General features: G+C 69.2%; 13 protein-coding genes and 1 tRNA gene. 6 read left to right on the forward strand and 8 right to left on the reverse strand.

Features of this window, described 5'->3' with window-relative positions; genetic code table 11:
• Positions 1–13: 13 nt before the first annotated feature.
• Both HUG10_RS04320 and HUG10_RS04325 read right to left on the reverse strand, forming a co-directional pair.
• Entirely contained in the window at positions 14–1,162 is a 1,149-nt protein-coding gene (locus HUG10_RS04320; protein WP_179168387.1) for a metal-dependent hydrolase family protein, read from the reverse strand.
• Positions 1,163–1,343: 181 nt separating this feature from the next.
• The gene (locus HUG10_RS04325; RefSeq protein ID WP_179168388.1) at positions 1,344–2,678 is read right to left on the reverse strand and encodes an ABC transporter substrate-binding protein; all 1,335 of its coding nucleotides are present in this window, start codon (positions 2,676–2,678) and stop codon (positions 1,344–1,346) included.
• Between the two features lie 291 nt (positions 2,679–2,969).
• Between HUG10_RS04325 and udk the strand changes: the two genes are divergently transcribed.
• Complete coding sequence (udk, locus tag HUG10_RS04330) at positions 2,970–3,656, forward strand: uridine kinase (RefSeq protein ID WP_179168389.1); 687 nt, start codon at positions 2,970–2,972, stop codon at positions 3,654–3,656.
• 146 nt (positions 3,657–3,802) lie between these two features.
• Here the strand turns inward: udk and HUG10_RS04335 are convergent, their stop codons facing one another.
• A complete protein-coding gene (locus HUG10_RS04335; protein WP_179168390.1) occupies positions 3,803–4,123 on the reverse strand; it encodes a DUF5785 family protein in 321 nt (106 codons plus the stop codon).
• 153 nt (positions 4,124–4,276) lie between these two features.
• Between HUG10_RS04335 and HUG10_RS04340 the strand changes: the two genes are divergently transcribed.
• The gene (locus HUG10_RS04340) at positions 4,277–5,542 is read left to right on the forward strand and encodes an MFS transporter (protein WP_179170993.1); all 1,266 of its coding nucleotides are present in this window, start codon (positions 4,277–4,279) and stop codon (positions 5,540–5,542) included.
• 12 nt (positions 5,543–5,554) lie between these two features.
• On the opposite strand, the gene HUG10_RS04345 is transcribed toward HUG10_RS04340, so the two are convergent.
• The 3 genes from HUG10_RS04345 to HUG10_RS04355 all read right to left on the reverse strand — a co-directional run bounded on the left by HUG10_RS04345 (position 5,555) and on the right by HUG10_RS04355 (position 7,416).
• Complete coding sequence (locus tag HUG10_RS04345) at positions 5,555–6,064, reverse strand: universal stress protein (protein WP_179168391.1); 510 nt, start codon at positions 6,062–6,064, stop codon at positions 5,555–5,557.
• A gap of 153 nt (positions 6,065–6,217) precedes the next feature.
• Complete coding sequence (locus tag HUG10_RS04350) at positions 6,218–6,640, reverse strand: DUF3054 domain-containing protein (protein ID WP_179168392.1); 423 nt, start codon at positions 6,638–6,640, stop codon at positions 6,218–6,220.
• A gap of 179 nt (positions 6,641–6,819) precedes the next feature.
• Positions 6,820–7,416, reverse strand: a complete 597-nt coding sequence (locus tag HUG10_RS04355; protein WP_179168393.1) for a class I SAM-dependent methyltransferase — start codon at positions 7,414–7,416, stop codon at positions 6,820–6,822.
• Between the two features lie 65 nt (positions 7,417–7,481).
• Between HUG10_RS04355 and HUG10_RS04360 the strand changes: the two genes are divergently transcribed.
• The 4 genes from HUG10_RS04360 (at position 7,482) to HUG10_RS04375 (ending at position 10,486) form a co-directional block, all read left to right on the forward strand.
• On the forward strand, positions 7,482–8,093 hold the full coding sequence (locus HUG10_RS04360; RefSeq protein ID WP_179168394.1) for a GNAT family N-acetyltransferase: 612 nt from the start codon (positions 7,482–7,484) through the stop codon (positions 8,091–8,093).
• A 70-nt stretch (positions 8,094–8,163) separates the two neighbouring features.
• Positions 8,164–9,141: a flap endonuclease-1 gene (fen, locus tag HUG10_RS04365; protein WP_179168395.1), complete on the forward strand. Its 978-nt coding sequence runs from the start codon at positions 8,164–8,166 to the stop codon at positions 9,139–9,141.
• Between the two features lie 60 nt (positions 9,142–9,201).
• A tRNA-Glu gene (locus HUG10_RS04370) sits at positions 9,202–9,276 on the forward strand.
• A 172-nt stretch (positions 9,277–9,448) separates the two neighbouring features.
• Positions 9,449–10,486 carry a hypothetical protein gene (locus tag HUG10_RS04375; RefSeq protein ID WP_179168396.1) on the forward strand — a complete coding sequence of 346 codons (1,038 nt, stop codon included), beginning with the start codon at positions 9,449–9,451 and terminating at the stop codon, positions 10,484–10,486.
• 182 nt (positions 10,487–10,668) lie between these two features.
• Here HUG10_RS04375 and HUG10_RS04380 read toward each other — a convergent pair whose 3' ends face one another.
• Together HUG10_RS04380 and HUG10_RS04385 are read right to left on the reverse strand one after the other, a co-directional pair.
• Positions 10,669–11,187 carry an HPP family protein gene (locus tag HUG10_RS04380; protein WP_179168397.1) on the reverse strand — a complete coding sequence of 173 codons (519 nt, stop codon included), beginning with the start codon at positions 11,185–11,187 and terminating at the stop codon, positions 10,669–10,671.
• A gap of 71 nt (positions 11,188–11,258) precedes the next feature.
• Positions 11,259–12,269: a hypothetical protein gene (locus HUG10_RS04385; RefSeq protein ID WP_179168398.1), complete on the reverse strand. Its 1,011-nt coding sequence runs from the start codon at positions 12,267–12,269 to the stop codon at positions 11,259–11,261.
• Positions 12,270–12,362 lie beyond the last annotated feature (93 nt).

The raw sequence follows: 12,362 nt of genomic DNA on the forward strand, positions 1-12,362 counted from the left end.
CGACTCCGACCGCTCAGACGACGTGAACGCCGTCGGCGAACACGTGCTCCGGATCGGTCCACGCGTCCGCGTCCTCGGCGGGGTTCGAGTCGAGGACGACGAGGTCAGCGCGGTAACCCTCCGCGACCCTGCCGACGTCGTCGAGGCCGCAGAGCTCCGCCCCGTTCACGGTCGCCGCCTCGAGCGCCTCCGCGGGCGTCATCCCGTGCTCGACCATGTAGCCCATCTCCTGGGGGATGTCGCCGAAGTAGTTGAACGGCGTGCCGGCGTCGGTCCCCATCGCGACCGTGACGCCCTCGGCGGCCGTGTGGTCGAAGGAGGTGACGAACGACTCCGCGGAGGCCTCCGCCTTCGCCATCGCCGACGCGGGGATGCCGGCGTCGGGGTTGTCGACGATGTTGAACAGCGCGCTCGCCGTCGGCACCCAGTAGGTGCCCGCGTCGGCCATCGCCGCCGCCGCCTCCCGGTCCATGAACGTCCCGTGCTCGATGCTCGTGATGCCGGCGTCGACGGCGTTGAGCAGGCCCTCCCTCCCGTGGGCGTGGGCCGCGGTCGGCACGCCCTTCGCGGACGCGGCGTCGACGAGCGCCTCGATCTCCTCGTAGGTGAGTTCGGGGGCGCCGGTCTGTGCGCCCTCGGTGAGGACGCCGCCGGTCGCCATGCACTTCACGACGTCCGCGCCGCGCTTGAGCTGTTCGCGGGCCGCCCGGCGGACCTCGTCGGGGCCGTCGGCCTCCCGGCCGAACCAGTGGCCGTGTCCGCCGGTCATGGTGACGTTCTCCCCGCAGGCGAGCACGCGTGGGCCGACGAGCTTCCCCGCGGCGACCGCCGTCCCGGCGTCGAGCGCGAGCGTGCTCGGCGCTCCGAGATCGCGGATGGTCGTCACGCCCGCCTCGACCGCCGCACGGAGGTTCGCGGCGGCGACGTACGCGTGTTCGAAGTCGCTCTCCGCGATCGCGCTGGCGACGTCCGGTCGCCCGTCCATCATCAGGTGGACGTGGCTGTCGACGAGCCCCGGCGCGACGAACCGACCCGAGACGTCCGTCTCCGCGTCGCCGTAACCCACGTCGCCGACGGCGATGATCTCGCCGGCCTCGACCGCGACGTCGGCCTCCCGGGTCCCGTCAGCGTCGACGACCGTCCCGTTCCGTAGCACGTGCATGGGGAGTGCCTTCGAGCACCGCGGCGTAAAGGCCGCGGTAGGGCGTGCGGTTGCCGGTATAGTTGGGTCGGCCACCGTGAATGGGACGGGCCGGGTACTCGCTACGTCGAGTCAGCCGAGGCTCGTCGGATGGTCGGGCGTCGCACGCCGCTCGAAAAAACAGGGGTCGCGGACCGGGGGTCTACGCTTCGAAGTCGATGGCGTCGAGCTGCTCGAGGTTGCCCTCGACGCTCGTGTTGAACTGGAAGTACTCGTAGGTCACGGCCTGCATGTCGCCGTTCTCGTCGAAGTCGACGTTCGAGGAGGCGCCCTGGTAGTACACCGCCTCGCCGTTCGCGGCCATGCGGACACCCTCCGCGAGGTTCGCGGGCGTGATCTCGGTGCCGTCGTTCGGGTTCGCCACGTTCCGCATCTGCTCCTTGATGGCGTCGCCGCTGTTCTCGCCAGCGGCCGCGTTGGCGAGCAGGCACACCGCGGTGGCGTCGTACGCCTGGGCGTTGAACACGCCGGGTGCGCGGCCGTACTCGTCCTGGTACTGCTGGTTGAACGCGTCCGTGCCGGGACCCTGTGCGAGCGGGGAGGTCCCGTAGACGTTGGCCATGTCGTTACCGACCTCGTCCGGGAGCGTGCCGTCGCGCAGGCCGTCGGTCACCATGATGTCGGTGTCCGCGCTGTACTCCGCGTAGAAGTCGCGGAAGATCTGGATCCCCGAGGCGGGGTAGCCGATAACGACCAGCAGGTCCGGGTCGCCGCCCATCGCGTTCGAGAGCGGCGAGGAGTAGGACGACTGCTCCTTCTCGAAGGCGACTTCGGACTGCACCGTCCCGCCCTGCTCGCCGCTGAAGGCGTCCACGAACGCGCCGTTGAGTGCCTGGCCGTAGTCGTTGTTCACGTACATGACCGACGCCGTCGAGCTTCCGAGCTTCTCGGCGGCGGCCTGGGCCATCACCGGCCCCTGCAGGGCGTCCGACGGGCACGTACGGTAGATGAGGTTGTCGTCCTCGAGGTTTGAGATGCTCGGGTTCGTCGACGCGGGCGAGCAGCCGACGATGCCGTTCGGGATGAACGTCTGCTGGTACACCTGGAGGCTCACCGCGGAGGACGCCGCGCCGGTGACGGACGGGACGCCCGAGCTCGCGAACGAGTTGGCGGCCTGGACGCCGGCCTGCGGGTCGGTCTGCGTGTCCTCCTCCTGGATGTTGACCGTGACCGGGAGGTCCTCGCCGTCGAGGACTGCCGCGGGGAGGATGGCGCCGTCCCGGATGGTGCCGCCGAGGGACGCGAGGTCGCCGGTGACCGGCATGAGCACGCCGTGGTTGATGGTCCGGCTCTCGCCGCCGGAGTCGTCCGGCGTGTCCGTCCCGGTGTCCCCGGGCTCGGGGGTGTCCCCGCCGCCGTTTCCATCGCCGTTCCCGTCACCGTTTCCGCCGTTCTGCGTAATGCAGCCGGCGAGTCCGATGACGCCGGCACCTCCGACGCTCTTCAGCATGTCGCGACGGTCGATATCACGTACCATATCGGCGACCATGTTCCACCCGGATATAAACTTGTCCGATGAGCGAAGAGGTCCGCACCCGGAGGTTGCGCCCCGTGAACGGGCCGTTCGTGGGCGAATCGGTCGGCGGCCCGCGATGAGCTCGCCCATTTCCACGGCTGTGCTTGTCAGATCTGATTCCCTCGTCCGGTAGTGATCTGCCGGCAGGCAGTGATTCCGGCGTCCGGTTACGATTCACACGCCTGGTGGTGGCTGTCACGCGCGGAGCGCGAGCGATGCGTTCAAACCGCCGGCCGCCGGGGTAACTGGTGAATGACGTACCCCTCGTTCGTCGTCGGCATCGCCGGGGGTACCGGTGCCGGCAAGACCACCGTCGCGCGGCTCATCACCGAGAACGTGGAGGACTCGGTGACGCGCATCCCGCTCGACAACTACTACAGGGACCTCTCGCACCTCGACCTCGAGGAGCGCGAGGAGGTCAACTACGACCACCCGGACGCGTTCGAGTGGGGGCTCCTGCGCGAGCACCTCGAACTGCTCCTGTCGGGTCAGCCGGTCGAGATGCCCCAGTACGACTTCGAGATCCACAACCGCGCCGACGAGACCGTCACCGTCGAGCCGACCGACGTCATCGTCGTCGAGGGCATCCTCGGGCTGTACGACGACGCCATCAACGACATGCTCGACCTCCGTCTCTACGTGGAGACGGACGCCGACGTGCGCATCCTCCGGCGCATCGAACGCGACGTGGTCCAGCGTGGCCGGGACCTCGAGGGCGTCATCGGCCAGTACCTCTCGACGGTGAAACCGATGCACGAGCAGTTCATCGAGCCGACGAAGAAGCACGCCGACCTCATCATCCCCGAGGGGGCGAACTCGATGGCGGTCAACCTCCTGCAGGAGCGGCTCCAGAACGAGGTCGACGGCGACGCAACGCGCACCTGGGAGCGCGGCGCGCTCGAGAAGCACGTGACCGGCTCCCGCATCGACGGCGAGTAGACCGCGACTGTAGAGAAACCCCGGCCGTCCGTACAGTCCGTACTGCCATCCGCGAGGTCCGTACCACCATGGAGTGCGCAGTCGCGGCACCCGGCGTCGCTCGGCACGGACTGTGACGGCGTGAGAAGCGGAGTCGGACGACCCGGCTACCGGACGAAGGCGTCGGCGCCCTCGTACGTCCAGTACCCCTGTTCGCGCATCGCGGCGCCGACCGCCTTGTGGAAGGCGACGATGTCGTCGTACTCGGCGTCGTCGTCGATGCCCGCGAAGATGTCGGCGACGGAGACGACGGTGTCGGCGTCGAGTCGGACCGGGTGGTCGCCGAACTCGTCGGCGTAGTCGCCGGCGCGGAGCGGGAAGTCGTCCTCCTCGTCGATCTTCTTCACGAGTACCGCGTGTCCGTACTTCCGGCGTCCCTCGCTCCCCTCCTCGCCGTCGGGGTCGTGCGGCCAGTCGTGCGTGCTCATGGGTCCCGGTTTGTGAGGGGGGTCGGTTAGCCGTTTCGCTCTGCCGGGACCCGGGGGACTCGGAGAGGGCTGCCGAGACCGACGCTTACAGGTGGGACAGTCCCGGATATCGGACCAGTGAATCGAAACGACCGATCGATCGTCGCGCTCGTGATGCTGGCCCACGGGATGGTCCACACGTACGAGCTCTCCATCCCGATCTTCATCCCGGTCTGGCTCGACGCCTTCGACGTCATCAGCCTCGGACCGGTGGAGCTCGCCGTCACGTCCGCGACGCTCGGCGTCCTCGTCACGATCGGCTACGGACTGTTCGGCCTCGGGGCGCTGCCCGGCGGCGTTCTCGTCGACCGCATCGGCTCCCGACGGCTGATCACGGCCTGCCTCGCCGGAATGGCCGCCTCGTTCGTCCTGCTCGGCGTCTCGCCCGGGCTCGTCGCCGTCACCCTTGCGATGGTCGTCTGGGGCGTCTCCGCGTCGGTGTACCACCCCGCGGGGCTGGCGCTCATCTCGAAGGGCGTCGAGGAGCGCGGCTCCGGCTTCGCCTACCACGGGATCGCCGGCAACCTCGGCATCGGACTCGGACCGCTCCTCACCGCGGTCCTCCTGCTGTTCTTCGAGTGGCGGACGGTCGCCATCGTGCTCGCGGTTCCCGCCCTCCTCGCGGCCGCGTACGCGACGACCGCGAGCTTCGACGAGACAGCGGCCGTCGAGGCCGCAACGGACGGCGGCGACTCGAAGGCCTCCTCGGGGGTCGACTCGCTCGCGGAGTTCCGTCGCGAGAGCGCCCGGCTGTTCACCGGCTCCTTCGCGCTCGTGTTCCTCGTCGTGATGTGTTCCGGGCTGTACTACCGCGGCATCCTGACGTTCATGCCCGACCTGCTCCAGGGGATCCCGACGTTCTCCCCCGTCACCGTCTCGTCGGTCGTTCCGCCGGGACTCCTGGAGACGCTGGGTATCGAGCAAGTCGGCTCGCGGCGGGTCCGTCCGGGCGACTACTTCTACTCCGGGCTGTTGATGGTCGGCGTCCTCGGGCAGTTCGTCGGCGGAAAGTTGACCGACCGCATCCCCGTGGAACGCGGCATCGCCGGCGGCTTCGGCCTGCTCGCGGTGCTCGCGGTGCTGTTCCTCCCCGCGGCGAACGCCGGCGTCGTCCCCCTGCTCGTGGTCGGGTTCGTGCTCGGCGCGTCGCTGTTCGTCGTCCAGCCGTTCTACCAGGCCACCGTCGCGGAGTACACCCCCGCCGGCACGCGCGGACTCTCGTACGGCTACACCTATCTCGGGGTGTTCGGCGTCGGCGCGCTCGGCGGCACCGTCGCCGGCGTCGTCCTCCAGTACGCGAACCCGCCGACGCTGTTCGCGATCCTCGCCTGCTTCGCCGTCGTCGCCTCCGCGGTCGGGGTGTACCTCTGGCGGCGCTGAACCGTCGTCCGGTCACTCCGGCAGGAAGAAGTCGGAACGGGAGTTGCGACGGTCGGTCTCCTCGTGGAGCCTCGCGATCCGCGCGGGCGTCGGGTTCCGGACGATGACCACGTCGTAGTCGCCGGCGGACGCGAGGGTCCCGCCGACGCTGCCGAGCGAGGTGACGAGGCGCCCGGCGTTCTCGCTGCCGACGAACACCATCGACGCCCCCTCGTCGACCGCGACGCGCCGGATTCGCCGCGAGATCGTCCCGGCGGGCGCGTACCGATCGACGACCTCGTGTCGGAAGTCGGCGCTCGGGCAGAGTTCCGTCACGCGCTCGTGTAGTCCGGACACGACGGCCGTCACGTCGAACGGTTCGTCGGGCCCGATCCAGCCGCGCTCCCGGGCGTAGTCGGCGTTCCCCCTCGGAACGACGCTCACGGCGGGCACGCGTTCCTCGAGCACGGCCCCGAACCGTGTCGCGCGGACGAGCGCCGCCTCGGCGAGTTCGGAGCCGTCGAACGGGACCAGGAACGTCACGGTGGAGCGAAATCGGGGTGTGAGCAAATAGGTGTCGTTGCCTCGATACGGGGAGGGGAACGGGCTGAACCGTCGGAACGGCGGGACCCTTCGGGAAAACTGAATCGTTCGACTGCTCCCGATTCCCGATCCGGGGATCCGGGTCCGGTCGGACTACACGAACCGCGCGGCGACGACCCGCCACAGACCCAGGCAGACTGTGCCGACGAGGAGCATCACCACGGCGAAGACGACCTGGACGCCCCCTTCGACCCACGGCGTCGCCCGGATGACGAGCCCGAGGATCGCGGCCGGGATCCACGAGCGGATGGTGAGCGGAACCGACGCCTTCGCGGATTCGAGCGCCCCCGCCGAGTACGCCCCGACCAGCGGCGCGACGATCACCCAGCCGATCAGGAACGGCGCGGCGATCGCGAGCAACGTGGTCAGGTCCCCGACGCCGGCGGGCGGGAACGCGACGCTTTCGTGACGGAGCGATCCGGCGTAGATGAACGCCAGGATGACCAGGACGTCGCCGAGTGCCAGCGGGAGCGCCCCCGCGTCCACCCGGCGGTCGAGGAAGTCGGCGACTGCCATGTCCGGGGGTTCGCGCGACCCCGCTTAACGTTCCGGGTTCCAGTTCGACCGGTGAGAGCGAGTAGCAGGGGGAGGTCGCCCGGCCCGCTGCCGTAAACGCCCTCGCTTCCCGTTACGAACCCCGTGGTGGATTCGCCAATGGGTTTCCCCTCGTCCCGCTCACGGTTCGGCCGTCCCGGCTACGAACCGTCCTCATCGGTGGGCTTCACGCCGACGACCGTGTAGCCGAAACCCGGCTGGACGACGTAACTCCGCAGTCCCTCGGCCGCGAGCGAGTCGGCCAGGTCGTCGGGAGCGAAGAACTGGGAGTCCATCCCGGTAAGGTGTTCGAGCGAGGCCAGGGCACGGCCGCGGCGGGTCGTCGGATCGAACTCCCGGACGACGAGCACCCCGCCCGGCGCGAGGACGCGGGCGCACTCGGCGAGCGCCGTCCCGGGCGACGGGAAGTGGTGTAGCGCGTCAGCGACGACGACCGCGTCGGCGACCCCGTCGCGGACGGGGAGCGCCCCGACGTCGGCCCTGATCGCGGGGTGGCCGACGGCCCGGGCGCGAGCGAGCATCCCGGCCGAGAGGTCGACGACGGTCGGCTCGATCCCCCGCGGCCGGAGCGCCCGGGCGGCGCGTCCGGTCCCGCCGCCCACGTCGAGGACTCGTTCGAGCGGGCGATGGGCGAACGCGAGGCCCGCCTGGAGGTCCGCAGTGCCGGCCGCAGGCATCGTGCGGTCGTACAGTCCCGCGATCGTGTCGAAGAAGCGAACGTCGCCCGGGCCGAACATGCCCCGGGTTCGTGGCCGCGACTCAAAGCCGTGGCGCTCATGCCGTTCGGGCCGCGACTGGGGGTATGGAACCCCGCCTGCTCGGCTGGCCGACGGACGGTCCGACGCTCAGGCTCGACTACCGGCGGTACGCCTACGCGGGGAAGTTCGTCATGTCCGGAACCGGGAAGGCCGTCCTCGCGCCGGACGGCTGGGAACACGAGGAGGCCGACAGGACCGAGACCGACCCTGGAGACGGGGAGAGTACCGACTCGATGGAGTCGTCGGTGCTGGCCGCCGTCGCGTTCGACGTGGACCGGACTGATTCCGACGCGCTCCGACTCCGATACGTCACCGTCCGGGACGACCGAAGGGGGGAGGGGCTCGGCCCGCGGCTCTGCACGTTCGTCTGCGAGCGCGCGGCCGGCCGCGAGTTCGAGCGCGTCCGCATCGCGGTCAACAACCCCTACTCCTACGAGGCGCTCTACAGGGCCGGGTTCGGCTTCACCGGCGAGACGACCGGGATCGCCGAGGTGGTGCTCGAACGGCCGGCCGTGGAACCGGCCGCCCGGAACCCGGAGCAGTACCGCGCCGGACTCGACGCGGTCGCGGACCGGGAGGACCTGACGGACGGGGAGGTCGCGTTCGCCCGGGAGAAGCGCGAACGCGGGCCGCCGGGGACGACCGCGACTCGTTGACGACAGCCGCGACGGGAACGCCCGGGCCCGACTCGGGGGTTTCAACACCCGGAGCGCCGTACGGCCGGCAATGGGAAACGCAGACCTCCGCGACATCGCGGCCATCGAGGACGTCGCCTTCGACGACGTGAACGGCGTCGTCGCGGTCGACGCGCACAACTGGCTCTACCGGTACCTCACGACGACGGTGAAGTTCACGTCCGACGGGAAGTACACCACGGCCGGCGGGACCGAGGTGGCGAACCTCATCGGCATCGTCCAGGGGCTCCCGAAGTTCTTCGAGCACGGCCTCACGCCCGTCTTCGTCTTCGACGGCGGCGTCACCGACCTGAAGGACCACGAGGTGGCGAAGCGCCGCGAGGCCCGCGAACAGGCCGAGGAACTCCGCCAGGCAGCCGAGGACCGCGGCGACGCCATCGAGGCGGCCCGGCTCGAGGCGCGAACCCAGCGGCTCACCGAGACCATCCACGAGACCTCCCGCGAACTGCTCCGCCGGCTGGACGTGCCGGTCGTCGAGGCCCCGGCCGAGGGGGAGGCCCAGTGCGCGTACATGAACCGCGTCGGCGACGTGGACTACACGGGCAGCGAGGACTACGACGTCCTGCTGTTCGGCGGGCCGCGCACGCTCCGGAAGCTCACCTCCTCGGGCGACCCGGAGCTGATGGACCTCGAAGCGACGCTGGAGGAGCACGACATCACCTACGAGCAGCTCGTCGACGTCGGGATGCTCTGCGGGACCGACTTCAACGAGGGCGTCTCGGGCATCGGCCCGAAGACGGCGCTGAAGGAGGTGAAGGAGCGCGGCGACCTGTTCGCGGTGCTGGAGGCCCGGGGCGCGGAGATCGAGTACGCCGAGCGCATCCGCGAGTTCTTCTTCGAACCCCCGACGACCGACGAGTACGATCTGGAGACGACCGTGAACCCGAACATCGGGGACGCCCGCGAGTACGTGATCGACGAGTGGGAGGTGTCGGCCGACGAGGTGAGCCGCGGCTTCGAGCGGATCGAGGAGGCGCTCACCCAGACGGGTCTGGACGACTGGACCTGACCGAGCGCGGGCGCCACGATTCGACACGATTAACACACCCCGAGCGGAAGGTGGAAGTACGCTCGGTTGGTGTAGTCCGGCCAATCATGTTGGCCTTTCGAGCCGACGACCAGGGTTCAAATCCCTGACCGAGCATTTTCGAGCGAAACGGGAACCGCGAGGGACGGGATTCCGATCCGGAGCGTCGACCGATCGCCAGCACGTGGTTCTGGTCGCCGGGAAGAAACGATCCAGCTAGACGACCGGTCCATTCCAGATGGGATAGGGGGCCCATGAGGATTTGTGCGTCGCGACCGAACGGTCCGGTGTGACACAGCCCGACACCACCGCACGATCGGAGTCGGAATCAGGCGTCGGAACGGCGCGGGGCGTAGCGAAGAGCGGCCGCGAGTACGTCTCGAAGCTCGCACCGTCCCTTCGGCACGGCGTCGAATCGGGCGCGGTGCCGACGGTTATCGGCGGAGTAGGCCTCCTCGGCGGCCTCCGAGCGTTCGTGAGCGGCGAGCGCAAGCGCGGGCTCGCGGGGCTCGCCGTCGGAGCCGCGTTCCTGGCGGCCGCGCTCGCCCAGCGGCGGTTCCGCATCCTGGGCAGGGAGTCGACCGTCGAGGAAACCGACGTGGTCGACACCGGCCCCGACGTCGAGGCGGTCGCCGACGAGGCCGGCGGCGTCGGCGAGGAGGACCACGCCGCCGGCGAGGCGGCCGCTGAGGTCACGGACACGTCCCCCGACGTCGAGGACGTGGGATCCGGGCTCGAGTCCGAATCTGACACCGACGCCGAGTCGGCATCGGTGGACCAACGCGAGGTCGCCGACACCGGCGTCGATAGCGATGACCTCGCGGAGGCGACCACGCGTGAAACAGGAGACGCCGGTGGTACGGAGACCACGAGCGACGAGACGACGACGGGCGCGGTGGACACTGGAACCGGCTCCGGCGCCGGCGTCGAGACCGAGGACGTCGACCGACTGGGTGAGGCGGCGATCGACAGGCAGAGCCGGGAGGTCCCGGCTCCACAGCGGGCGTTCAACCAGGGCTTCCTGGCGCACTCGGCCGAGGCGTTCTGGGGGATTCGAACGGGCGACGACGAGGTGTTGGTCTCCCAGGACTACGATGCGATCGAGGGGCGCGACGGGGTGCGGTACGTCGCCAGCAGCGAGATCGGCGAGGACGTCCGCGAACTGCCGATCCCCGACGTAGTCCTCGATCACTGGGACAGCGTGATCGACGGCGGCACCGCCGTCACCGGCGGCGACAGCATCCTGTTCGTCACCACCGACGATCTCGCGGCCGACGGCCTGTTGCGCGTTCTCCCTGCGGAGCGGGCCGACGACGTGTCCGGGTAAGCCAGGTGCGACATTTCGATCCGAGAACCGAACGTCCCGCGAGGAACGAACTGACGAGCGGAGGCGCACGAGAGGAAGACCGAAGTCGGCGATGAGGGCGCCACCGACTGACCGACGCCGAACGGGAGTTCCCGACCAACCCCGTCCGTCCGCCGGACGACTGGTGGTGTTCGACCCGGTCGTCAGTCGTCGCCGATGCGCGGGTGCGTCCCGCCGACCGCCTTCTTGAACGAGGCGAGGACGGCCCAGTGGACCTCCGCGAGGATCACGACGCTCACGACGATGATGGCGACCTGGCGCGGCGTCGAGAGCAGTCCGAGCGAGACGATGAGCGTCGTCGCGCACGCCGGGGCGTGGTTCGTGTCGGTCGCGATCATCCCCCAGCTCGTCAGGACGATCGAGATGAACCCGCTCGCTGCCAGACGAAGCCCGCCTGGGGAGAATCCGGCGGGAGTGGCCGTGAGTGATACGCCACTCGCGATGAGGTAGTACGCGAGGAGTCCGGCGATGCCGCCGATCACGTGACTTCCGACGATGCGGTACACGCGCGTTCGTTCGCCCCGGCGTTCGAACGCGAGGATGAACGCGGACGGCCCCAGGCTGGGGAAGATGAACGGCTGGCCGCTGACCCACGCGATGAGGCCGAGAACCAGGAAGAGGAACCCGGCGTACACGCTCGTGCCCACTCGCCGGCGGTTCATACGTCTCCAACCGCACGCGCCCTCTCAAAGCCCTATCGTGTTCGGTACGCCGTTGGGATTCGGGTCGGGCCTCACCCGTCGATGTCGACCCGGGGGACGAACGGACCGAAGTCGGCAGTACGGCTCGCGATCGTCGCGATGCGGAACGTGTAGACGAGGAGCACGACGAACGGGAGGAAGACGAGCGTGACCGCGGTGCTCACGATGAAGACGAGCGGTATCGGCTCGGCTACCGCCTCGATGATCGACCCGTAGGTCATCATGAAGATTCCCCCGCCCAGCAGCGTCGGAAACCCGACGTACAGCAACAGTTTGGAGAGGTACGCGAGTTCGTACTGCATGTACAACGTCTTGAACGTCTGGCGGGCCACCGCGAGATGGCTAAGCAGTTCGACGAGACCGTCGAGGGTTTCGAGCGCGTCGGCGGGGATGTCCTCACCGTACACCGCTCGGATGGTGCGTGCCGCGTGTAGGTGGGCGCCGTTGTAGTGACCGAGAACCGCCGACAGAGCGTCGAAGGTGCCGAAGTCCGCGTCCTCGAGGGCGTCCGAGACGATCTCCCCCTCGCTCTCGATCGCCTCGACGAAGTCCTCGATCAGCGCGTCGAGTTCCGGATCGTCGACGTGGTCGGTTTCCGAGCGGAACGTCCCGCCGTGCTCGACGACAGTCTCGACGATGAGTTGGAGGAAGTCCGCCGGCGAGGCCGGACTGATCTGGGACGCGGTCAGCTCCTCGACCTGCCGACGGAACGCGAGCATCTGCTCGAACCGATCCTGCAGATCGCCGGTCCAGCCCAGCTCCTGTGAGAGCACTAGCTGGTTGATCGCGAGGACGATCGTGATGAACGGGAGCGTTCCGCCGACGATCGAGCCGATGAGCGTCGTCGCCGTGTCGGAGTCGGTGACCGGGATGTACCCCGCCAGCCCGATCACGGTACACGAGACGAAGACTACCAGGGAGAGCAGTATCGCCAGCACGTATCGGTTCCCGTCCAGGAGGACCCAGCGCCTGATCGGCGACTCCCGGAGTCGCTCGTGGACCAGGTCGCTCTGGCGAACGTCCTCGTCGACTGCCTCGTCCATGCTACGTTCTGCACACACCGGCAAAAAGAACCCACGAACGGGGCGCGACGCTCGTATCCTCACTCGTATCGGCGCGTATCGACCGTCCGTCGG

The organism is Halorarum halophilum, assembly GCF_013401515.1.
Taxonomy (GTDB): domain Archaea; phylum Halobacteriota; class Halobacteria; order Halobacteriales; family Haloferacaceae; genus Halorarum; species Halorarum halophilum.